Genomic DNA, 23108 nt, shown 5'->3' with positions numbered 1-23108 from the left:
TCTCGCAGCAAAAGCGCAAGCTGATCGAGCAAGGCTTTGGATGGGTCAAGACGGTCGGACGCATGCGCCAGGTGATGGTGCGCGGATTGAAGCGAGTCGATCAGATGTTCGTCCTGAGCATGGCCGCCTACAACCTCGTGCGCATGCGTTCGCTGGGACAAATCCGTCCGCAGTTGCGGTAATCGGGGAAATGAAGCCGCAAACTGGTGCCCAGCAGCCGAAAAACTCGATTCAGCGGTGCGCGGCTTCCGGATTGTGAAACCAGACAGTACTCACCTGCACAGGCGAAAAGCATACCGCTTGTGCGGGGAGTACTTCAGCAGCCTGCTAGGCGCGGAGTTCGAAGGCTAAGCCCCCGACGAAATTCCAACTACAAGATAAGTCGTCTTATTTTCTATAGTGGAACGGCCGACGCCACTGGCCGACCGCCGCCGCTTTTCGCCTGACGACCCGCCGACCCCGCTACGCCGTGCCTGTTCCACGACTCCGGGGGAGTGTGACGTGACGTCTGATCCTGATGCCCTCCGCCCGCCACGCGCGCCGCAGCCAGCCCATGCCTACGGCGTCACACGGGCCCGCCTGCACCGCGGCCACTTCGCCTACCTGCGGGCGGTGGTCCAGGGGCTGTCCCCCCGGGCCGCCTGGGAGCGCTATCTGCCCGACGCCGGGGCGTTTGACGACCCGCCGCGCGTGCACCGCATGTCCGCATGGATTCGCGCGGAGCTGTCCGCCGCGGCCGCCCGGGGCGGGGATTTCGGTCAGGCGCGGCTGCTGCGGCTCGACCTCTCGCCGCTCTCGGACGATCTGCCGTCGCTGGAAGCGTTCATCGACCGCGAGGCGCTCGACGACCTCGCCGAAGCGGAGCAGCTCGCCGCCTATCAGGCCGCCTTTGATTCCGAGCTGGCGCGACAGCGGCGCCGCGCCACCCTGCTGCGGCGGCAGTTGACCGCCATCTATGCCCTGGAGGCGCGGGTCGCGGTACCCGTCGCCCTGCACGACGGCGTGGAGGCATGGTTCACCGATGCGATCGCGCAGCGTCTGCAGGCTGCCGGGCTGCCGACCCTCGATGCCCTGCGCACCCGGATGGCGAGCCGCCAAACGTGGTGGGGCGCGATCCCGGGCATCGGGCCGATCAAGGCGGGCGCCGTCGCGCAGTTCATGGCCGCCCATTTCGAGGCGGCTTATTTGGCGGACGTGCCAGCCTGGCCCGGGACCACCCGGCCGGCTTCGGGGGGCGTGATCGACGCGGCATTCGCGGCCGGTGGGGTGTCGGCCCTGATGCCGATGGAGCGGCTGGTGTTGCCCGACGATCTCACGGGACGACAGGGCCGCTTTCGCGCGCCGCCCGGGCAGTGCCTGCTGGACGCCGATGACGACCGCGCGGCCATCCTGGCCTGGCTGGCCGCGCGGGGCCGACCCCCCGGGCGTCGCCGCCCGCCCATGCCCGCCGCATCGGGCGTGCCGGCCGCGGATCTGCCAGCTCCGGATCTGCCGGCCCCGCCGGGTGCGCGCCTCACGTGCACCCAGCTGGCCTACCGCAAGGAAGCCGAGCGCTTCCTGCTGTGGGCCGTGGGCGAGCGGCGGCGTGCCCTGTCATCGATGACTGTGGAGGACTGTCTCGCGTATCGGGACTTTCTGCTCGCCCCGCCCGCAGCGTGGTGCGGTGCGCGCGCGCAGCCGCGCTGGAAGACTAGCTGGCGACCGTTCGCCGGGCCGTTGTCCGTGCGCTCCTGTGTCTTCGCTCTGGGGGTACTGGGCAACCTCTTCGCCTTTCTGGTGGACCAGGGCTATCTGATCGGCAATCCGTGGCGGGCGGTGGTGCCACCGGCCGAAGGGCCGCGCGGGCCCGATCCGGGCCGCGGGCTGACGGCATCGCAATGGCAGAGTGTGCTCGAGGCACTGGCGCGACTGCCGGAGAGGGTGTCCGCCCGACGGCTGCAGTTCGCGCTGCCGTTCCTGCACGACACGGGCTTGCGCCTGGCCGAACTGCTGGCGGCGACCACCGCCGAGCTGACGTGGGAGGCCTTGCCGCAGCCGGGGATGGCGCCGCTCGAAGGGTGGTGGCTCACGGTGCGGGGCAAGGGCGATCGCATCCGGCAAGTCCCGGTGTCGCCGGACTCGATGGCGAGACTCTCCGCGTATCTGCTGGCGCGTGGGTTGCCTGCGGATCCGGGCGCGTCGCCCACGGTGCCGCTGATCGTCGCACATCCCGCGCCCGCACGCGCGCGTGGCGAGGCGGCGGGGGACCCGACGCGGCATGTCGCGGCCAGCAGTTTCCACCGGCACATCCGGACCTTCTTCGCCCGCTGTGCGCAGGGGCTGCGCGCGAGCGACCCGGTGAGTGCCGCACGCCTGGCGCGGGCCACTACCCATTGGCTGCGCCACACCCACGTCTGGCACGCGCTCGATGCCGGAGTACCCGTCGAGATCGTTCAGCAGAACGTCGGCCATGTCTCGCTCGATACGACGACCCGCTATGTGAAGACCGAGCGGGTGCGCCGGCTCCAGGCCATGCAGCGGCTGTGGCTGCCGGGCGAAAGTCCCCGCTAGGCAGGATTCTCGCCGCCCAGCGCAAGCGAAAGGCGTTGCTGTTTGCCCTGACGCGTTGGGGGTGCAAATCTCGCAAGAAAATCACATGACCGGTTAACTAAGTTAAACCCAAGCAACTGCGCTAATTCACATTATTTTTTTGAAGCCAGAAAGGTCATGGTTTATGGGGCGAATATTTTTTTGAACCCCTTTGTCTCGCCCACTATGCTCAACTCGGACATTTCCATTCCTGCGAATGGAAACGAAAAACCGCGTGGGGCAGTTGACGCTGCGTCACGCGGCTCAGAATGCTGCGCAGGACGATGAGGCCTACGTATGCGGATGGTTTGATTACTGGAGTGGCATCCCCAGTATTGAACAGCCGCCATACCAGGTCAAGGACTTTGCGTCCTGCATTTTCGCGATGTGATTGATGCAATCCTTCGTGGAGGCCCGTATGCCAGCTTTCGCGCTTCCCAGCGCGCCTTCCAGGCTATTCCGATGGGATCCCACCCCGCCACGGATCGGTCGTCGCGCGGTGAGTTACTACGCGCGATGGCCGTCCCGTACGCAAGGGCGCGCGATTCTGCTGCAGAGCAAGGAGCTGCTCCCGATCGCGAGTTTGCTGGAGAGCTGCGCAATCCTGCAATTGATTCAGGCGTTTCATGAGCAGCCGGGTGTGCTGACCCGGCCGGCGGCCATCCGATCGACTGCGTACCAGCCGGACTTTCTCTTTTCCCGCAACGGCATCTCGTATCTGGTCTTCGCGAGCCAGCGATCCCTGGCGCAGGCCGCTGATTTGGCTCCGCATCTGCTGGCCGTCTGCGAGACCAGCCAGACAAGCCCGACGACGCTCTGCCATTTCCGGGTGTGTCGATTTTCGCCAACCAAGGCGACCATCTCGGCGCTGTCGGCGCTGAGTCCTGCACGACTCCAACGGGGCTTGCCCAGCCACACCGAACAACGGCTGGTGACGCACCTTTTCAGGGAATGGATCGGCGGCCATTGAAGGGTGCCGACAGACGCAGGCATGGCCAACTTGCCAAGCGCGAGGCTGGCCGAAACTTTCAGGAGAGGGCGATGAAGCGATCCAGTCAGGCTGTGACGTTGAAGACAGACACCCCGGCACCCAGTGCCTCCGACCGGCCGGAAACGGTGCAGGCCACGGCAACTGGCGTGGCAAGCGGCGCCGGCATCGTCCGCCGTGGAGGTCGGGCGTACCAGGTTTGCGTGGCGCTGGACGCCCGGACGCTGATATGCCGGGACCTGCAAAACGGCAGCCTCGTCGAGTTTGCAACGGAGGAGGTCGGCCTGCCGTCGGCCCCTATTGGACCGGGCGCCACTGGCCAGCTGCGCGATGCGCCAGACTCGGTGCGCACGGAAACCGAGCGGCGCCGCCGCTATCTGCGCGAAGTCGCCAGGGAGGGCACGGGAGTGTTCCGTCGGGGCGACCGTCTGCGCGCCATCATTGACCGCGTGGCGCAGAAGATCCTCGACCCTCGGGCGCCGTCAGACTCCACGGTGGTGCGCTGGTGGCAGGCCCTGTCGCGCAATGGCTTGGCGGGCCTGGTGTCGCATACGGACCTGCGGGGCGGAAAGGGAAAATCCCGCCTGAGCGCAGGCCACCGCGACAAAATTTCGCGCGCGGTGGACCAGTGCCTTCAGCGGCCAAGACGTTCCGCCACCGAAATCCTCGACGAGGCGAATCAGCAGGTGACGGCGGAGAACGCCTGGGCGCTGGGCGATCCCGAGCGGCCGATCAGCCGGGCGACACTGTATCGGTATCGCCTGAAACGGCCGGCTATCGAGCTGCTGACTGCGAAAGTCGGATCGGCCGAGGCCCACCGGATGCTGAGCCTGTCCAAAGCGAATCGCCATGACGGGCCACGGCGTCCGCTGCAATGCGTGCAGTCCGACCATGGCGTTCTGGACCTGATGCTGGTCGACGAGGCGACCGGAAAATTGGTGGGCCGGCCATACCTGTCGGTCATGCTGTGTGTCGCCACGCGCATGGTGGTGGCGTGGGAGGTGTCGTTGGCGTGTCCCAACGAGCAAACGGTACTGGGCCTCCTGCGGCAAGCCTTAACTGGTCTCCTTGGAGACAAGCGGGCGCGGCGCCTGGCCCATGGGCAGGTGGAAATGCTGCTGTTCGATCGCGCCAAAGAATTCGACTCCGCGGCGGTGCAGGCCGCCTGTTCGGATCTGGACGTCGTGGTGATGTTTTGCCCGGCCTACCGCCCCGACAACAAGGGGCATGTCGAGCGCTTTATCGGGACGGTCAATCGCGGCCTCATAAGTTCCTTGCCGGGCACCACCTACGGCAGCCCGAAAGAGCGTCGCGGGTACGACGCCCAGGAAAACGCGACGCTCACCATCGCAGACCTGCGCACGTTGGTTGGCACCTGGATCGACACGGTCTATGCCTTAACGCCCCACGATGGGCTGAACGGTGCGACGCCCGAACATGTCTGGCGGCAACTCTCGGCCGTGTGCCCACTGGATGCGCTGCACCGCGACGACGCGGTGGCGTGGGCATGTCGACCACGGATGCAGCGGTGCATCGGGAAAAGTGGCATCAAAATGTTCGGCAATCAACGCTATGCGTCTGCCGAACTGGAGGGTGTCCGGCGCCAATTTGGTCTGCATTGTAAGGTGACGGTCCGTTTCGATCCATGGGATCTCGGTCGTGTCTGGGCCACGCATCCGGAGTCGCGACTTGAGTTCATCGTGCCCAACGTCGATCCAGCCTATGCCTGTGGACTTACGCTGCGTGAGCACGAACTGTTGGGGAAACTCAAACGCGTAAGCCACGGTCAGGCGGCTGGCGCTTCCCGGCTGGCGGCCAATCGTGCGGCGGTGCGTCGGGAAGTCGAGCGGGCGCAAGTGGACAAGAGTCTGCGACGTCGCAAGGCCGCGGCGATTGCCAAGGATGCCGCTCACCGCGCGATGCCGGCGACGTCCGAGCCCGCCGCATCGGCGGATCTGGAAAGTCCTATCCCGACACTCGGCAACTTCCGGATTCTTGCGCGGAAAGAGCTGCCAGGTTTCGCCCTCGGTCGCACTGCAAGACTTCGTAGTGCGGCGCCGAGTGCGGATGGCGCAGAGGAGGCGAGACATGAAGAATGATCTGGAACAGGCCGCGCACGAGGTGTCGCGCTACATCATCGACTATCCGGCATTCCATGATCTACGGGAGAAAATGGAACGGATGCTTCGTTCGCCCGATCCGCGTGGGCTGTTGATTGTGGGTGATACCAGAGTGGGAAAGACGACGCTGGCGAAGTCAATCCTGGAGGCGCATCCCAGGAGCACGGTGGATGGCACGCCGAGCGCTCCGGTGATGTACATCGAAGTCCCCACGATTCCTACCGAGAAGTCCATCGCACGTGGGCTCATGCTGCAACTCGACGTGACAACAAGCCGATCGCTCAGCGAGCAGGACCTGATCGCCCGCTTTACCAAGGTGGTGGAGTACTGCCGCATCCGGCTGGTCATCATTGACGAGTTCCATCATTTCACGGAGACCGCGCAACATCCGAAGCTGCACCGCTATGCGAATTCGGTGAAGAGCCTTATGAATCGCGCCGGCGTATCGGTGGTGCTGATGGGGCTGCCGAGTGCGCGCGCCGTGCTCGACAAGAGTCAGCAGTTGCGTGGTCGGTTCTCATCGGTGCAACACATCGGGGCCTTTGCGATGGAAGACAGCACTCAGTTCAACGACTTTCTGGACGTCCTGCGCGCGTTGGCGAAAAAGCTTCCGTTTGAAAACGGGGAAGAGCTCGCGGATGAGCTTTTCGGGCCTCGCATGTGGTACGCGACCCATGGCGCCTTGGGGTACGTGAAAAAGCTGCTGATCGAGGCGATCGAGATGAGCGAGGCGACGAAACGTCGACTCACCATGCCTCTGATGGAGAAGGCATTCACCGCGGCCATCTGGCATGAGGGGGTCGGAAAAATGAATCCATTTAACCGCGGCTTTAGTCATCATCTTCTCGACGAAGAGGGGCAGCCGTTCTGTCCGGATCTGACCTTCTGAGATGAGTGACCTGCCCCGGGCTCGCCGAGCCGCCAACCCGCCGCGAACGACGGCCGATGCCTTCCGGCCGTCGTTGTCCGACGCGGCGCGCAGCCGTGCCCAGGCAGCTCCAGCTGACGGGCCGGACGGCCGTCGGCCGCTGGAGTATGAAAGCCCGCGTGGATTTGCGCTTCGCACTGGGATCACGTTGGAGACGTCGCTGGCGACAACACAACCCCATCCGAACGTGTCATCCGATCTGCCTTGCGATCGAGCGTGCTTTTGTCCGGCGTGTTTGCAGGTGGAGCCTGTCTGGCGCAAGGAGTGGGAACGTCGCGGTGTGCTCACGTGTTTCCGACATGGATGGCGCTTGGTGGCCGAATGTCCAATCTGCAGCAAGTCGTTGAGCTGGCGTCGCCGCGATCTGGGCCATTGCGGCTGTGGCTTCCCATTGACACTCTGGCCACTTGTGACCCCCACGGACGCCGAGCGCGTGGCTACCCGGTATGTGTTGCTAGCCAAAGTGCCCCGCGGCAAGACGCGAAACCAATTGACCGGCCTGCCGCGCAGCTCTCGCGTGTCCTTGCTGCGGGCGCTGGGCTATGCTTGGCTCGCGCAAACTGCCGGTTTGCGCAGAGTACCGGGCAAGGATAGCGCCAACATGGATGCCCGCGCCTTTGCAGCAGCCGGCGAAGCGCTCCTGCGGCTGAAAGACCCGATCCTTTTCCTCGTGAAGGATTTCGCCGGCGTTTGCAACCGAGAACTTGTCGAGCTTCATCGGCTGGTAGCTTACGAGCTGTACCGATGCGTGGGTGTGCGGGCGGAGCCGGCATTGCGGCAACTCTTCCAGACGGCCGTCGCGAGTTTCTTCGCAAGCGGTGAAGTGTCGGGGCAGATGCTCTGCTTTTGGTTGCCGATCTTCCTCGATGGCTCCACCCACTGGCCGGCGGATATTGTGCCGCTGCAACTCGATAGAATGTTCCTCGGCAGACCCTACCGCAATATCTGGGTCGAAGTCCCGGCGAGCGTCTCGCTGACGAACGTCCAGCGAGTGTGGCGTGCGCGACAGGAGGGAGGGTCGTTTCGCGATTTGGCAGACAAGCTCGGTGTGCCCGTGTCGGTCCTCACGCGCCTGCTCCGGGAAGACGGCTACAGAAAGTATGGGCCCGAGCATGAGTATCTCCACCGGGCTGTGGACGACCTACTGGGCCGATACCGAGTCACAAAAGGCATCGATAACTATGTCGACGTGGCCACCGTCATGCGCAACGGGATGACGGTCAGTGAGTGCGTGAGAAGACTGAAAAATCCCCTAAGTCGCGACAGTCGCCGCCCCGTCGTGGCGCTCGTGTACAGCGGAGACAAGCATCACCTGATGTTCGCGAAGTGGGCGCTTCCAGATTATCCGAGCGTTCGCGTAGTGGTGCCGAAGGGATACGGTGGTGACCGTTATGATGCGCGGTGGGCCAGCGTCAGCGTCGCGGCGGAGTTCTTGAGGGTGGAACCGGATACGATCGTTCGCTGGGCTCAAGCAGGGCGCTTGGGCATTGTGCTCCCAGGCGTTCCCAGCGACGAAATGGGTATTCCGCGCGAGGCGTTAAGACGCATACGGAAGCATCAATCGAGTTAATGCTGGTGGAAACGCCAGTAGGGCCTGGGGCAGTCACGCCCGCGGACTTGCTGCGGCGTTCATTGTGCTACGTCATTGCTTCTTCTGCGTGTTGGCCGTCACGGGCACAGGGATCGGGCATCATGTCAGTCGTTGCCATTTGCGGGGCTCGGCGGCCGAATGGGTCCGTATGCGATGTTGCATGCATCGCTGGCACTTGACCTGTTCTCGAGGAGATTCTCTCGGATGCGGCAGCCGTACGCCCGGAGGGCGGCACATCGGAAAGCGTAGCGATCTGGCAAAACGCTTTCGCACGGGGGAGGGCGCCGGCTGATTCGCTCAATTTCGCAGCAGAGGGGCGCGGAGCGGCTTACAGGCCGGACGTCATGAGTAGCTTAGACGGGGTGAGGTCCAATGCGGTGGCAATCCGGATGAGGTTGAGGACGGACAGATTGCGCTCGCCCCGTTCGATGCGACCCATATGGCTGCGGTCGATACCGGTTGCGTGCGCGAGCGCCTCTTGGGAAGTGCCGAGTTCCAACCGGCGAGCGCGGACCGCCGCCCCAATCGCGGCGAGGTGTCCTGCATCGTCCTGTTTGACTGACACTCTTTGCATCCCGCGATGGTCGCGGTATGATGGCAGCTTGGCCACGGCATTTACGACCCATTTCGGGCAATGGCGCGGCTCTTTGGCTTTGATGCATATGTTTCTGATTCAGGATGAAAATCGTTTGCCGCTCCCATCGGCGCTCGCCGGGGATGGCGCAGGGGTATGGGCGGTGATGGAGCAGTGGACACCCGGTGACCTGCTGGTTCTTCGGGTGGCGGAGAAGCGAGCGCGAGAAATACCGCGCGTTGTCTGGATGGACCTCACCCGTGGTGCCGCATCCCTGAATCAATTTCTCGATGGCACGAGCGTGTTGCGCGGCGCTGCCGTGGTTAGCACACGTGGAGGGTGTCTCGCTGAGGACTGGTACCTCGATCCATTGAGCGAGATACGCATCGGGGTGAGCGAGCACAGCGAGAGCCACCAGGCGCTGCTAAGCGTGACGCAGTTCACCACAAGTGCAGGGCGGAGGTTCTCCATACCACACGGTTTCGCAACGCGGTATGCGCGAGGCCGGCGCGTCTGGCGGGCCGAAGTACAGAACTGAAACGCAAGCAACACGATGACCGATACGCGCTTTCACGACGAAATGAACTGGTCGAAGTCGCCCGAAAGCCGTAGCGGTTGGGGCAACCGCTACTTTATTGACACGGAATTCAGTGACTTCCGGGCCCCTGAAGTGCTCAGTATTGCCATCGTGGGAGAGAGCGGGGTCGAGTTTTACGGTGAGCGCACGGACTATAGCGAGGCGCGCTGTAGTGATTTCGTTCGCGCAGTCGTGGTGCCGCAGTTTGGCCGATTCGAAGGCAGGGCGATGATTCTAGGCCGTCTACGCCAGGAGCTGCGTGACTGGGTTGCTGCGATTCCTGCCGCGTCCAAGCCAGTGCTTTGCTACGACCACGCGGTGGACTTAGCGATGTTGCGATCCCTGCTTAGCGAGCGGTTGCCAGACGGTTGGGCGTTCGAGGATATCAGTGGTCAGCTCGACGTCGACCGTCGGGCGGCCTATTTTTTAAGGTATGGCGGAGAGCATCACGCACTGCACGATGCGAGGGCCAATGCATACGCTTGCAGCTTTTAGCCCAAAATTTCGCTCTGAGTCGCGTCCAATGCACAGGGGAACGTGGGATTCGAACGGATAACCGCCGTGAGCCTGAGACACTGCTCCGCTTCATTGTATGGGGAAGCGCGTGTGGGGTGCAGCCGTGAATAGGATGGCGCAGCGAGTCCCAAGAGAATCTCTGCGTTCCACCCGCAGATTGCCTGGGCCCCAAAGGGGGCAAATTCTGGTTTCGCAAAGGCTATTGCACCCCGAACCGGCTCCTTGGGAGCTTGCGACTGCCGTGGCGTGCGCGAGGTCCGTAACAAGGGGATCGCGGGTCCTTTGCGTGGCGATCAAAGTACTAAACGGTAGGGATAGTTCCCCCGTCAATCACAAACTCCGTCCCTGTAATCGTTGCCGGACATGGTGATGCCAGAAATGCAATGAGGTTCGCCACCTCATTGGGCTTTGATGGTCGTCCCAATGGAATTCCCCCAAGCGAATCCATGATGATTTTCTTGCCCCCTCATAGTCGGCGCCCGCTTGCGCGGCAAGTCGCTGGGCCAGCGCGACAGATGCTTCCGTTTCGATCCACCCAGGCGCTACGCGAACGACACTAATTCCCTTTGGTGGAACCTCCTTTGACAGGCTCTTGCTGTAGGTTGAGAGCGCGGCCTTCGCGGCCGCATAGGCCGTGGTCGATTCCGGCAAGGAAGCTCGCGCTGGATGGACGTGACGTGGATGATGACCCCGGCGCCTTGCGCCAACATGCCAGGCAGCAACGCACGGTCCAAACGGACGGCCGGCAACAGATTGAGGTCCAACTTTCGCTGCCATTCTTCGTCGCTCAATGCAGCAAAACCACCGCCGGGCGCCTTGGAGCCGCCTACGACGTGAACGACGATATCAACACCTCCCAAGTTGTCGATGGCGGCCTTTGCCACCTTGGCACAGCCTTCGGCAGTCGTCAGGTCTGCCGCTATGAAATGGTCTGTCGACGGAGAGGACGGTTGCACGCGCGCCGTGGCGACAACCTTCGCGTCCAGTTTCCGGAACAGGCTAACGACAGCCTCTCCCACACCTTTGGTGCCTTCGGTTACCAGGACACGCTTCCCTTCCAATTCCAACGCCATGGACATCAGCAGGACTCCTGAGGGCCGGTTGCTTCGTCTGCAGGACCGAATACACGGGAGAATTGGCCGGCACGTTATTTGTGGATGGCTTCGTGTGCGGGCCGTTGACGTCGACGTCCGCGGATTGTTGCCCCGGCGTCCGCATTCGTTTGCCGATTCATCCGGTCAACGCAATGGACGTCTCTGACCGACCCATCTGCGTCGGTCGATGCCGCGCAGTCGAATGGCCGCCGAGCGGGACATACCGGACATGCGCGGATAGAGCGGGTGGTCCTCTAATTGCATGGCAGCCTGAAACGCCTGACACGAAATGCCCCGTCCGTCCTATGCGAGTGGCGCCACAGTGGCGCCGCGAATGCCGTGATCACGCAGAGCTTCCGAGACTCGACCGGACGCCTTCATGTCTTCGACGAACCGCGCCAGGAAAGCCGCAGCCTTGTCGCCGCGCGATTTCGACACACCCATGGCCTGACGGATGACCATGAAGCGTTCGCCAAGTAGTCGCATGCCTGTCATGCCGGCGATGTCGGCTTCGAGCTGTTGCTTCACGCCGGCAGCCACGTCGTAGTCGCCCTCAAGGAAGGTCTTCACCACGGTAGGGGAGGTGGGTGCGTGGACGATCTCTGCCAGCTTCAGTTCGCGCGTCAGGTACAGATCGTAGGCGCTGCCCTTGCCGACCACCACGCGGGTGCCGGCGCTGTCCACATCGGCATTGCTATGCACCGGTGAATCTTCGCGCACAAGGTAGTAGCCTTCGATCAGCACGTAGGGCTCAGTGAACGCAATGCTCGCGCCACGCTTGGGATCGATCGCAAAGAAGCCAATATCGGCGTCCTCTGCCGCGACCACATCGACCGACTTGCCAGCGGCATCTACCACCACCAGTTCCAGCGGGACATCGAGCTGGGCCGCCAGTGCTGTCGCGAGATCGACCGACACACCGCCAGCCGAGCCCTCGGCCGTGCGATGGGCCAGGATCGGATTCCCAAGATTGATGGAGGCGCGAAGCTTGCCCGTAGGTGCGAAGGCTTGAACGATGTCTTGGTCGGTGGTCATGTACGGCGAAATATCAATCGGGTTTTTCGGATTTCAGGATGCTACGGATATTGGCCAGCGCGGCGAGAGTGTGGTCGAGGTGGTCGCGCATGGCGGCGGAGGCGTCGGCGTTGCGCCCCCGTTCAAGGAGGTCCAGCAGATGCATATGCTGCCGAGCGTGTTCCTCATACCGCGTGCGTTCGCGCATCGAGCGATAGGACAGCAAGCGGCGAACGCGATTGACGCGGCGGATCGTGTCGATGAAGAACGGATTTCCTGAGCCCTCGACCAGTGATTCGTGGAAGCGCACGCCACGGTCGTGCAATTGATCGGCCGTATCGGTCTGGATGCCACCGTCCAGCAAATGCTGTTCGGCCGCGCGCAGCCGCGCGATGACCTGTGCGTCGAGCCGGTAGCCGGGCTCAAGCAGCGCGGCGGGTTCCAGTGCGAGGCGCATACGGTACGACTGCAACAGCGAGTCCGGCGTTGTCAGCATGGTGGAGAACGTCCAGCCGTAGCCCGGGTTGCGCTCGCCCCAGCCCTCCTGCGTGATACGGGTAAGGACGGCGTTGAGTTGCGTCGCGGTCAGTCCGTATCGTTGCCGGAACGTGAGTTCCGGGACTTCGGTCGGCAGCGAGCCACTGAGCAAATCTTCGGCGATCTGGAAATAGGCGTCGCCAACGATGTCCGGCTCGGTGATGCCTAGTTCCTTAGCTAGTTGGGCGGCTGGCGTGTCCAGCGACTGCGCCAGGAAGAATCCGCGATTCTTCTCGCGCCTGAGCAGGCCTTTGTCGTGCAGGATCGCCAGCGCGTCGTTGACCGGCGTGCGCGAAACGCGGAGCCTATCCGCGAGCATCTGCGCACGTAGATGCGCGCCGACCGGCAGGCGCTCGGTTTGGATGAACTCGACGATCTGCGTGGCGATGGAACGGTCCTGGGTCATGGTGTCGTACGGCTCAAGCGAATGTTGCGCCGGCATCTTCATGAGGTGGCCAAGTCTTTCCCATGTTGCGCCAGCGTCTTGTGCAAAATCGAAGGAATCACACCCCCGCGCCGCAACAGGTCGACTTCAAGCCGGGTTTCCACGGCGGCGGTAGCATCGAAGACTTCCACCGCGCCATGCTTGCGCACGATCCGCACCGGTATCTTGCAACGCGGCGCCAGGGTGTCGGCGTGCGCGTCGACGTGGATGACATCTCCCGGCTGGATGGCCAGTGTCCGCGGATTCACGCCGGCCGGCATGCGCAATGGCAGGATACCCATGCCGATCAGGTTGGAACGGTGGATGCGTTCGAAGCTTACCGCAATCACGGCCCGGATCCCCAGCAGGCGCTGTCCTTTGGCCGCCCAGTCGCGCGAGGAGCCGGTGCCGTAGCGCTCTCCGGCGATCAGCACCACCGACTGGCCTTCGTCGCGATACCGCTGCGCCACTTCGTGAATCGGCGCGACATCGCCACTTGGTACGTGTACGGTATAAGCGGTAGGCGCCTCGGGTTGCAGCAGATTCACTAGCGTCTTGTTGTAGAACGCGGCGCGCATCATGACTTCCCAGTTGCCGCGCCGCGAAGCGAACACGTTGAGATCATTGCGGTCGTCGCCACGGCTGACCAGGAAGTCGGCCACGAAGCTGTCCTTGGGGATGGCGCTGGCAGGCGAGATATGGTCGGTCGTGATGTCGTCGCCGAGTACGAGCAGCGGCCAAGCGTCATATTCCCCAAGCTGCGAGCCCTGATCGAGTGCGGCAAACGGCGGGCGCCGCAGCGCGGTGGAGCGGGCATTCCAGGGATAGCGCGCCGTATCGGCAAAGGGCAGGGCAGCCCAGACCGGATTCTGCGATGCCACGGCGAAGGCGCGCCGGTAGTCGGCCGGGTCTGCGCCCATGGCCAGCGCCTCGTCTACCTCGTCGCTCGTGGGCCAGAGGTCCTTTAGGAAGACTGGCGTGCCGTCCGGTGCCGTCTGCACAGCCTCGCGGCTCAGATCGCGCTCGGCGTCGCCAGCCAGGGCGAAGGCCACTACCAGCGGCGGCGACATGATGAAGCCGAGATTGAGGTCCGGATGAATGCGACCGGGGAAATTTCGGTTGCCGGACAGCATGGCAACGGGCCATACCGCACCGGCCTCGGCGGCGTCGCGGATGGCAGGGGTCAGTGGCCCGGAATTGCCGATGCAGGTCGTGCAGCCAAAGCCGACGATATCGAAGCCGACGGACGACAGGTCATCGGTCAGTCTGCTGCGCGCCAGATAGTCGGCGGCGGCGGGCGATCCCGGCGCGAGCGAGGTCTTGATCCACGGCGCCACGGTCAGGCCGCGCGCCCGTGCCTTGCGTGCAACAATACCAGCGGCAATCAGCAGCGCCGGGTCGGACGTATTGGTGCAGCTCGTGATGGCCGCGATGGCGACGGGATAGCGCGGCATGCCATCCACGCGCGACTTCGGCGTGAACGGAAACTTGGCGAGCGCGGCGGCCGTGTCGGCATAGGAGAGCAAGTCCTGCGGGCGGCGCGGTCCTGCCACATGCATGCCGATGCTGGCAAGGTCGATCTCGATGGTGCGCGTATAGCAGGGCACGTTGTCCGGATCGAACCACAGGCCCGCGTGTTTTGCGTAGTCGCCAGCCAGCGCCACCTGCGACGCGCTGCGACCCGTGGTGCGCAGATATGCCAGCGTCTGCTCGTCGATTGGAAAGAATCCCGTCGTGGCGCCGTACTCGGGCGCCATGTTGGCGACTACCGATCGGTCACCCGCCGTGAGCGTTGACACGCCGCGCCCAAAAAACTCCACGAACTCACCAGACACGCCAATGGCGCGTAGCCGCTGCGTCACGGTCAACGCGAGATCCGTCGCCAGTACACCGGGTTGCAGTGCGCCAGTCAGATGCACGCCGATGACATCGGGAATTCGCTGCATGACCGGCATGCCGAACATCACGGTCTGCGCTTCCAGACCGCCGACGCCCCAGCCCAGCACGCCGATGCCGTTGATCATTGGCGTGTGGCTGTCCGTGCCGATCAGGGTGTCCGGCACCGCCCACAGTTCGCCATCACGCTGCTGCGAGGTGACCACCGTCGCAAGCTGCTCCAGGTTGATCGTATGCATGATCCCCGTGCCCGGCGGATGGATGCGCACGCCCTTGAGCGCCTTCGATGCCCAGCGCAGGAAGCTGTAGCGCTCCGCATTGCGCGTCGCCTCGATCCGAAGGTTCTCGCCGGCCGCACCGCGTTGCGCGAACGCTTCGACGGCGAGCGAATGATCGACCGAGGAATCGACGGGCAGTACCGGATTCAATGCATCCGGGTCCGCACCGGCTTCCGCCAACGCGTCGCGCATGGCCGCGATATCGACCAGTGCCGGGGTGCTGGTGGTGTCGTGCATCAACACGCGGCCAGGCTGGAACGCGATCTCGGCTTCGCTCGTACCCGTCTCCAGCCACGCCTCGATGGCGGCCATGGCCTCGGCACGTTCTTCGCCCGCCATGTTGCGCGCCACGTTCTCGCACAGCAGTCGCAACACAAACGGCAACCGGGCCAGTGACCCACCGAGCATGTTTGGCAGGTCGACGTAGCGATATGTGATTTCGCCAGCGCGAAACTGGCCTTGCAGCGGAGTCATGTTGGGGCGGTAGGTGTTTTCCATGACTGTACTTTGCATTCGTTTACGTAAAAATGCAATCAAGTGGAAACCCGGATCGGCCACGTAAAACAAGGAGACAACCCGTGAACTCACCCATTTTGTGTCCCGAACTGCCGCCGGATTTCGGCCGGCGTCGTCTGCTCGGCGGGGCGATTGCCGCCACGGCCGTCTCCGCATTCGGCCTCACTGCCACTACCGCCACGGCGGCACCGGGACATCCAGTCAAATCGAAAGGAATCAGCATGACCGCTAAATACGCCTATGTCGGATCGAGAACCACCCGCGAACGCAATGCGAGAGGCGACGGCATCAGCGTGTTTCGCATCGACCCGCAAACCGGTTCGTTGCAACTGACCCAACTGGTCAAGGATCTGGTCAACCCGTCGTTCCTGGCGCTCAGTGCGAATGGCGAGCGGCTCTATACCGTGCACGGAGATCTGAGCGACATCAGCGCCTTTGCGGTAGACAAAGGCACCGGCAAGCTCGAATTCATCAACCGCCAGAGCACGCAGGGCAAGAACCCGGTTCACCTGGCGATTGACCCCACGGGCAAGTACATCGTCGTGTCGAACCACATCGGCGCGAGCCTGGCCGTCCTGCCATTACAGGCTGACGGATCGCTCGGCGAGCTGACGCAGCTTGTGAAACTGGACGGTCCCATCGGCCCTCATCGGGTGGAGCAGAAGCAGGCCAAGCCCCACTTCAACGCGTTCGATCCGACTGGCAACTTCGTGGTGGTGCCTGACAAGGGTCTGGATCGCACGTTCACGTTCCGATTCGCGGAGGGCAAGCTTGTTCCGGCCGCGACCGAATTCGTGCAGGCCCGCGAAACGTCGGGGCCGCGCCATATCGCCTTCCATCCCAATGGCAAGCTTGGCTACGTGGTGAACGAACTCGATTCGACGGTCACCACGTATGCCTATGACGGTGCGACGGGCGCATTGAAGCCGCTCCAGATCGTTTCGACGTTGCCGGAGACGTACACGGGCAACAGCCGCGCCTCGGAGATCGAGGTCGATCCGACAGGGCGCTTCGTCTACGCCTCCAATCGCGGCTTCGACAGCATCGCCGTGTTCCAGATCGATCCGGCCAGCGGTCACCTCCGATTTGTCGAGGCAGCCGCCTCGCAGGGCAAGACGCCGCGCTTCTTCGCGACGGCACCGGGCGGCCGTCACATGTACGTCCTCAACGAGGACAGCGATTCCATCGTCGCCATGCAGATCGATCAGGCCACCGGGAGACTCAAGCCCACCGGCTTCAGCGTGCAGTCGGGCAGCCCGGTGTGCATGGTTTTCTCCGCCTGACCGGCATTGACAGGTAGTACGTGATGCAGCAATCCAACGCCCGCCCCGATGTCGATGAACGCGCTACAGTCAGAAAGATCACGTGGCGCATCATCCCGTTCGTTTTCGTCCTATACATCATCTCGTATCTGGATCGCGCCAACATTGGCTACGCGGCGCTCCAGATGAACAAGGAACTGGCCCTGTCCAGCGAAGCCTTTGGCTTCGTGTCGGGCATCTTTTTCATTGGCTATTTCCTGTTCGAAGTGCCGAGCAACGTGATGCTGAACCGTTTCGGGGCAAGGCGCTGGATCGCACGGATTCTGGTGTCATGGGGCATCATTGCCGTGGCCAGTGCCTTCGTGCAGACCGCGGAACAGCTCTATGTGCTGCGCTTTTTTCTGGGTGTCGCCGAAGCAGGGTTCTTTCCTGGCATCATCGTCTACCTGACGTACTGGTTCCGCGCAAAGGAGCTGGCGACCACGGTAGCGCTGTTCACTGCGGCTATCCCCGTCTCATACATCATCGGCGCGCCGTTGAGCACGTGGATCATGGACAACGTGCACTGGCTGCAATGGAGTGGCTGGCGTTGGATGCTGCTGCTGGAAGGCGCGCCGGCCGTAGTTGGTGGTGTGCTGTGCTACCTGTATCTGACCGATCGTCCCGCCAATGCACGATGGTTGTCGGATGCAGAGAAGCAGTGGATTACTGACGAACTGGAGCGAGACCGCAAGGCGCGTCCCCAGGCTAAACATCTCGGCACGCTGAAAGTCATGCAGAGTCCGAAGGTGCTGTACCTAGCCTTCATATACTTCGTCTACCAGTGCGGCAGCCTCGGCGTGGGCTACTGGATGCCACAGATCATCGCGGGCTTTTCGTCCTCGCTCACGCATACGCAGGTCGGCATGATTGCGATGGCGCCCTACCTGTTCGCCACGATCGTGATGATCCTCTGGTCGCGCAGATCCGACCGGCGCAATGAGCGGCGCCTTCATTCGGCACTGCCGCTGGCGGTGGCTGGCGTGTCACTGATCGGCGCAGGCGTGGTCGGTAATCCCTATGTGGCGATCGGGCTGATCAGCTTGAGCCTTGCAGGACTCTATGCATTCAAGTCCCCGTTCTGGGCATTGCCCACGCTGTTCCTGAGTCGCTCCACGGCCGCAGTGTCGATTGCGGTCATCAATTCGATCGGCAATCTCGGTGGTTTCGCGGGTCCGTTTGCCATCGGCTATATCAAAGGGCAAAGCCACAGCGCGTCGACGGGCCTGTTATTCCTGGCCGGCCTGCTAGTGATTGCCTTCCTGATGACGTTTTTCATTCGCGTGAGGGAGCATCGCGCGGCACCCTTCGAGGCCGCGCCGGCGCATCGCCGCCGATAGTCGCGTCCTCACTTCCCCGCGCAGCGATCTGGTGCCCGTTTCTGCGGGCGCCGGGCGGCGCACACCCATAAGAAACAACAAGGAGGAGACAGATGAAGAGAACAGGCTTGCTTGCGGCATCGCTGGTCAGCGGCGCGGCCTGCGCACAGTCGGGCGTGACGCTCTATGGCGTTGCCGATGTCGGCGTGGAGTACGTCAATCACGTGCGCTCTGCCAACGGGAGCAACTCCGTGGTGCGCATGCAGCCCGGCAACCAGTCAGGCTCGCGCTTCGGCATTCGCGTCGTGGAAGATCTCGGCGCCAACTGGCGCGCCATTGCGCGGTTGGAGAACGGTACGAACCTCGACACCGGCACGCTGGCAAATGGCACGGGCAGCACGCAGCGACTGTTTGGTCGCAGTGCATATGTCGGCATCGAAAGCCCATACGGCGCCGTAACGCTGGGACGGCAGGATGCCCCGATCTACGATTTCGCCAAGACCTACGACTTGCTGGGGGTATCTGCGCGATACTCCATTACGTCGATGGACTCGGTATTCGCCCAGCGCATCGACAATTCGGCCAAGTACTTCGGACAGTTCGGCGGACTAACCGTCGAAACCAGCTACAGCACAGGCTGGGACGCAGGCTACGGCGGCGAAGTGCCCGGAGCGCCGAAGGCAGGGCGGCAGATCGGCGGCCAGCTCGGCTACACATCCGGCAACTCCGGCGTGGCAATCGTCTACGACCAGACACAGGGTTCGACCGTGGCGTCGCAAGACTGGGCGAACAAGAACCTGGCGGTCGGCGCGACCACCGCCTTCGGTGCCGCCAAGTTCGTTGCGGGCTATCGATGGAACCGTTCGCAGTATGGCGGGGCCAACGGCGCCACGATGCTGGCCTCGACCCAGCGCACGGATATGTACTGGCTGCAGGGCAGCTACAACTTCACGTCCGCTTTCTCGCTGACGGGCGGCGCGTTCTACACCAACAACCGCGACAACGCCCAGGACCCGTGGCTCTTCATCGCGCTGGCCGACTACGCGCTTTCCAAGCGCACCGACCTCTATCTGACAGCGGCTTACGCACGTAACCGCAGCGGTTCCGCGCTCGCGGTCGGATCGGGCAACACGGTACAGCCCGGCCAGAACCAGACCGGCGTGCTGCTCGGCATGCGCCACAAATTCTAAGTATCCAGGAGGATGACAACCATGAAACGCAATCGATCTGTCTCGAAGTTCCGCTGCATTGCCGTCGCGAGCCTTGCCGTGGCCTCCAGTACCGCTGTGGCGCAGGCAGCGAACTACCCATCTCGTCCCATCACGATCGTCGTACCGTTCTCGGCTGGCGGTGGTGTCGATGCGATGGCGCGCGTGCTTGCCGAGAAGCTGCGCACGACACTGGGTCAATCCGTGGTCATCGAGAACAAAGGTGGCGGGAGCGGAATGATCGGCGCGCAGGCTGTCGTCAAGGCACAGCCCGATGGCTATACGCTGTTGATGGGGTCGGCTGGCGAGACAGCCATCAATCCGTACGTGTTCAAGAGCCGCATGCAATATGCGCCGCAGACCGACCTGATGCCGATCAGTCTCGTGGTCAAGGTGCCGAACGTGGTGGTGGTCAATCCCTCGCTGCCATACAAGACGATCGATGAACTGGTGGCCTATGCGAAGACTAACCCCGGCAAAGTGCGCTACGGTACGAGCGGCGTGGGCAATCCGCAGCATCTGTCCGGAGAACTGATGGCACGCCAAGCCGGCGTCCAACTCACACACGTGCCGTATCGCGGCGCGTCCAATCAGCTACTCGATGTGATTGGCGGCAACATCGAGATGACCTTCGTCAGCCTCGCCGGTGCGCGTCAGTTCATCAAGGATGGCAAGGTAAGGGCGATCGGCATCACGTCGCAGGGAAAGAGCGTGCTGGCGCCAGACATCCCGGCGATTTCGGATTCGTCGAGCATGAAGGGATATTCGCTGGAGAATTGGTTCGGCCTTTTCGCACCGAAAGGTACGCCCGCGCCGGTGATTGCGCGACTGAATGGGGCCGTCGTCGAGGCGCTCAAGGATCCAGGTCTGTCCACGCGCCTCAGGGAACTGGGCGGGAATCCGACCCCGATGTCGCCCGACCAGTTCGCGGCGTTCATCAAGCAGGATGCGGCGAAATTCGCGAAGATCGTCGAGGACGCGAAGATTACTCCCGATAATTGAGGAGGTCGTTATGGCTGCGCCTCTGTCTACGACTTGCCGGTTACTCCGATCGAAGAAGTAATCAGTGACCCGGCTCGACCTATCCATTTGCCGCCGCGGCATGTCGGCGTTGCGCGTCAGACGCGACAGAGAACGCGTCCCCTTATGAGGTGCCCTTCAATATCGATGCCACATAGATCAGGAGAAACATGGTCCCCAAAAGACCAAAAAAGGCGACCAGAAAGCCGGTGTAGGTGTCCCACCAGCGTAGGGGTGCCGGTTTGCCAATCTTCTCTTCACTCATACCATTCTCCATAATCGAACCATCGGGTTCGGTTAAAGTATAGCAGGAATGAGGCACAATCGAACCCATCGGTTCGGTTAGGAGTTTGGTGTGCGGGTAAAGACAGAAGCAAAGCGTCAGGAGATTTTGACGGCTGCGCTAGACCTGTTCATGGAGCAAGGCTTTGAGCGGACATTGATGTCGCAGGTCAGCGACAGAGCGGGATGCTCGAAGGGCACGCTCTACAGCTACTTCCGGTCCAAGGAGGATCTGTATTTCGCTGCGGTGGACTGTGCAACCTCGCCTGAGGCCGGAAGTGTGTTGGACGTGCTGGATGCGACTCAACCAATCGAAGGCCAACTCCGAAGTTTTGGCATTGGGCTGTTGAGGACAGTGTATTCCCCGCGGTTTCAGGCCGTGCGACGCTTGGTTTTTTCGACGCCATCGCGTCACGGCCTCGGCCCCGTTGTCTATGAGAAAGCTGTAAGGCCCTACATGGTCAAGACGACGGAGTTCCTTGCTTTGGCGATGAGTGCCGGCAAATTGCGGAGTGAAGATCCGGCGGTCGCCGCCTACCATCTGTGCGGTCTTCTGGAATCGGAGTTGCTGTTGAAATTTTTGCTTCACGCTTTAGAGGACGTGAGTGGTCCGACCCTTGAGGCGATCGCCCAAAGAGCGGTGGCGACCTTCGTGGCGGCATATGAGATACCGCCACGAAAGGCGAAGGCACGACACCAAGCTCTCGAGTGAGACTCTGTTGCGGATGCTGTGGCGGTCTTTGCATGGCCAAGCGCCATTCGCTTCGGAAAATCAACCGGCGGCTATTGGCCGGACTCGGCCGTCGGACCTGATTCACTGGCCGGCCCTAGCTCAATTTGGCGGCTCGCGACCCATCTGAGACGTCTAATTCGTCAAGTGTGTACGAATACCGGCCGTTGCCAAGACGAGAACATAGTGGATATAGGGCATGGCACCATGAGTCGAGGTTTGTGTTTTCGTGCCAGCATTGCGAGGCTATGTACGGACAACCGGGTCATAGGCCTCCTCATTTCCTGACTGAGCCGGTTGCGGGAGCGCGAAGAATGGTGCGCCCGACGGGGTCTGTGACGCTCGTCTAATCGTGGGACCTTTGCTTGCGCCCTGTCCGCGGCGGGTAAGCGTGGATGCGATTTGCATGATCGCATCCGCGCCATCCTCGCCGACGATCGACCTGGCGGCCGCCTGCGCGCGCGCCCATGCCGGTCCTGCGCACCCCAACAGCGATGTTCCCGCCTTTGTGATGCAAAGCGGCCGGCTCCGCCCGTCTTCCTCTGAAAAGCTCTCCGTCACCCAACCCTGCGCAAGTAGCGGTTGAAGGTTGCGTGTTATCGTGGACCGGTCGTGATGGTTTCGCGGCAGGCTCCATCGGGCGCGGAGAACGGGCAAGGCGCGCCGTCTTGTGTTTTGGGGGCACGACCGCGCCTCCCGCCAAGGTCACGAAACAGAAGCAAGGCGAGCTGCGGTTTCGCTCCTTATCGGATAGGCGCAACCCAGTCCCCCCAGTTCTTCTACCACATGCGACGCAGCACACCGTCTTTCATGACGAACGCATGCCAAAGTGCCGCAGTCGCGTGCAGCCCGACAAAGATGTACACGAGGGTCGCGCCGGATTCGTGGATTTCCCCGGCGAGGTGAGCGAGCTTGTCATGCTCGGCCAGGAAACTGGGCAATGTCATGCCAAATGCCCGGATGGGTTCTGCGCCCCATGCGACGGCCAGCACGCCCAAGACCGGCATGGCGAACATCAGCAGATAGAGAATGCCGTGCGTAAGCCCGCCGATGCGCCGCAGGAGGTTCGGTCCCGGGACAGGTGAGGGGATGGGCGTCACGAGGCGGGCGAGCAGGCGCAACAGCATCAGCGCAAAGACGCTAAGGCCGGCAGATTGATGAATCTCGAACAGGGCGGCTCGCGCAAGGCTGCCCTTCGGGAAAACATCGAGGATCTCGATCGCCGCCACGGCAATCAGCGCGGCGAGGAACACCAGCCAATGGAGGACTCTCATCGCGAGGGTGTATCTGGGTTCGGCATTCATTGTAAAACCTCCTTGGGGTCTACATCCGTCAGGGCTGCCGTCAGGGCTGCCAAATGCAGCGCTTCCTGGTGTGTCATAGCGGGTGTCTGGGTTGGGTTGTCGTATGTCCGCACGCGGTCTCAGTCATCGAGATCCCACATCCGGTGAAGGTCAAGATTGAGTCGGCTGTCGGCTTCCAGTGCGTCGACCCGAGCAAGGCGCTCGGCCAGCAACGCGTCAGCAAGGCTGCGGCGTACCGCGAGCAGTTCGGCCAGTCCCGACTCGCCAGCGCGATAGGCGCGCGTCGCGCGATCCGATGCGGCGCGCTGTAGGTTCGCAGCTTC

General features: G+C 62.7%; 19 protein-coding genes and 2 pseudogenes. 13 read left to right on the top strand and 8 right to left on the bottom strand.

Annotation, left to right across the window (positions count from 1 at the left end; genetic code table 11):
• The 6 genes from BLQ58_RS28030 to BLQ58_RS28005 form a co-directional block, all read left to right on the top strand.
• Nucleotides 1-182: transposase (locus BLQ58_RS28030; protein ID WP_175460035.1), on the top strand; the 182-nt coding region annotated here is incomplete at its 5' end.
• A gap of 319 nt (nucleotides 183-501) precedes the next feature.
• Nucleotides 502-2550: a phage integrase family protein gene (locus BLQ58_RS28025; protein ID WP_092603733.1), complete on the top strand. Its 2049-nt coding sequence runs from the start codon at nucleotides 502-504 to the stop codon at nucleotides 2548-2550.
• A 436-nt stretch (nucleotides 2551-2986) separates the two neighbouring features.
• On the top strand, nucleotides 2987-3538 hold the full coding sequence (locus BLQ58_RS28020; RefSeq protein WP_139186191.1) for a hypothetical protein: 552 nt from the start codon (nucleotides 2987-2989) through the stop codon (nucleotides 3536-3538).
• Between the two features lie 71 nt (nucleotides 3539-3609).
• On the top strand, nucleotides 3610-5655 hold the full coding sequence (locus BLQ58_RS28015) for a Mu transposase C-terminal domain-containing protein (protein ID WP_175460034.1): 2046 nt from the start codon (nucleotides 3610-3612) through the stop codon (nucleotides 5653-5655).
• Complete coding sequence (locus tag BLQ58_RS28010; RefSeq protein ID WP_175460033.1) at nucleotides 5645-6565, top strand: TniB family NTP-binding protein; 921 nt, start codon at nucleotides 5645-5647, stop codon at nucleotides 6563-6565. Before BLQ58_RS28015 ends, BLQ58_RS28010 begins: the two co-directional genes overlap by 11 nt.
• Before the next feature lie 529 nt (nucleotides 6566-7094).
• Nucleotides 7095-8174 (top strand): hypothetical protein, encoded by a 1080-nt coding sequence (locus BLQ58_RS28005; RefSeq protein ID WP_139186190.1) that lies wholly within the window; start codon nucleotides 7095-7097, stop codon nucleotides 8172-8174.
• A 349-nt stretch (nucleotides 8175-8523) separates the two neighbouring features.
• On the opposite strand, the gene BLQ58_RS28000 is transcribed toward BLQ58_RS28005, so the two are convergent.
• On the bottom strand, nucleotides 8524-8769 hold the full coding sequence (locus BLQ58_RS28000) for a helix-turn-helix domain-containing protein (protein ID WP_092603725.1): 246 nt from the start codon (nucleotides 8767-8769) through the stop codon (nucleotides 8524-8526).
• Between the two features lie 28 nt (nucleotides 8770-8797).
• On the opposite strand from BLQ58_RS28000, the gene BLQ58_RS27995 reads away from it, so the two are divergent.
• Both BLQ58_RS27995 and BLQ58_RS27990 read left to right on the top strand, forming a co-directional pair.
• On the top strand, nucleotides 8798-9307 hold the full coding sequence (locus BLQ58_RS27995) for a hypothetical protein (protein ID WP_254776240.1): 510 nt from the start codon (nucleotides 8798-8800) through the stop codon (nucleotides 9305-9307).
• A gap of 15 nt (nucleotides 9308-9322) precedes the next feature.
• On the top strand, nucleotides 9323-9841 hold the full coding sequence (locus BLQ58_RS27990; RefSeq protein ID WP_092603721.1) for a 3'-5' exonuclease family protein: 519 nt from the start codon (nucleotides 9323-9325) through the stop codon (nucleotides 9839-9841).
• A 322-nt stretch (nucleotides 9842-10163) separates the two neighbouring features.
• Here BLQ58_RS27990 and BLQ58_RS27985 read toward each other — a convergent pair.
• The 4 genes and pseudogenes from BLQ58_RS27985 to acnA all read right to left on the bottom strand — a co-directional run bounded on the left by BLQ58_RS27985 (nucleotide 10164) and on the right by acnA (nucleotide 15603).
• A pseudogene (locus BLQ58_RS27985) lies at nucleotides 10164-10941 on the bottom strand (SDR family oxidoreductase).
• 318 nt (nucleotides 10942-11259) lie between these two features.
• Nucleotides 11260-11991 carry an ABC transporter substrate-binding protein gene (locus tag BLQ58_RS27980; protein ID WP_092603719.1) on the bottom strand — a complete coding sequence of 244 codons (732 nt, stop codon included), beginning with the start codon at nucleotides 11989-11991 and terminating at the stop codon, nucleotides 11260-11262.
• Nucleotides 11992-12004: 13 nt separating this feature from the next.
• The gene (locus BLQ58_RS27975; RefSeq protein WP_092603735.1) at nucleotides 12005-12913 is read right to left on the bottom strand and encodes a GntR family transcriptional regulator; all 909 of its coding nucleotides are present in this window, start codon (nucleotides 12911-12913) and stop codon (nucleotides 12005-12007) included.
• A 38-nt stretch (nucleotides 12914-12951) separates the two neighbouring features.
• Entirely contained in the window at nucleotides 12952-15603 is a 2652-nt protein-coding gene (acnA, locus tag BLQ58_RS27970; protein WP_092603717.1) for an aconitate hydratase AcnA, read from the bottom strand.
• Nucleotides 15604-15842: 239 nt separating this feature from the next.
• On the opposite strand from acnA, the gene BLQ58_RS27965 reads away from it, so the two are divergent.
• From BLQ58_RS27965 to BLQ58_RS27950, 4 genes are all read left to right on the top strand, one after another.
• Nucleotides 15843-16904 (top strand): lactonase family protein, encoded by a 1062-nt coding sequence (locus BLQ58_RS27965; protein WP_254776242.1) that lies wholly within the window; start codon nucleotides 15843-15845, stop codon nucleotides 16902-16904.
• Between the two features lie 23 nt (nucleotides 16905-16927).
• On the top strand, nucleotides 16928-18262 hold the full coding sequence (locus BLQ58_RS27960; protein ID WP_092603713.1) for an MFS transporter: 1335 nt from the start codon (nucleotides 16928-16930) through the stop codon (nucleotides 18260-18262).
• Between the two features lie 92 nt (nucleotides 18263-18354).
• Nucleotides 18355-19431 carry a porin gene (locus tag BLQ58_RS27955; RefSeq protein WP_092603711.1) on the top strand — a complete coding sequence of 359 codons (1077 nt, stop codon included), beginning with the start codon at nucleotides 18355-18357 and terminating at the stop codon, nucleotides 19429-19431.
• A gap of 21 nt (nucleotides 19432-19452) precedes the next feature.
• Entirely contained in the window at nucleotides 19453-20451 is a 999-nt protein-coding gene (locus BLQ58_RS27950) for a Bug family tripartite tricarboxylate transporter substrate binding protein (protein WP_092603708.1), read from the top strand.
• 142 nt (nucleotides 20452-20593) lie between these two features.
• Here the strand turns inward: BLQ58_RS27950 and BLQ58_RS29285 are convergent, their stop codons facing one another.
• The gene (locus BLQ58_RS29285; RefSeq protein ID WP_172583339.1) at nucleotides 20594-20734 is read right to left on the bottom strand and encodes a hypothetical protein; all 141 of its coding nucleotides are present in this window, start codon (nucleotides 20732-20734) and stop codon (nucleotides 20594-20596) included.
• Nucleotides 20735-20824: 90 nt separating this feature from the next.
• Between BLQ58_RS29285 and BLQ58_RS27945 the strand changes: the two genes are divergently transcribed.
• A complete protein-coding gene (locus tag BLQ58_RS27945; RefSeq protein ID WP_092603706.1) occupies nucleotides 20825-21463 on the top strand; it encodes a TetR/AcrR family transcriptional regulator in 639 nt (212 codons plus the stop codon).
• Between the two features lie 797 nt (nucleotides 21464-22260).
• Here BLQ58_RS27945 and BLQ58_RS27940 read toward each other — a convergent pair.
• Entirely contained in the window at nucleotides 22261-22785 is a 525-nt protein-coding gene (locus tag BLQ58_RS27940; protein WP_061959320.1) for a cytochrome b, read from the bottom strand.
• Nucleotides 22786-22904: 119 nt separating this feature from the next.
• Nucleotides 22905-23108, bottom strand: a pseudogene (locus BLQ58_RS27935) (TolC family protein); the annotation flags it as partial.

The organism is Ralstonia sp. 25mfcol4.1, assembly GCF_900104095.1.
Lineage (GTDB): Bacteria > Pseudomonadota > Gammaproteobacteria > Burkholderiales > Burkholderiaceae > Cupriavidus.
This window is presented reverse-complemented; position numbering and strand designations above follow the sequence as displayed.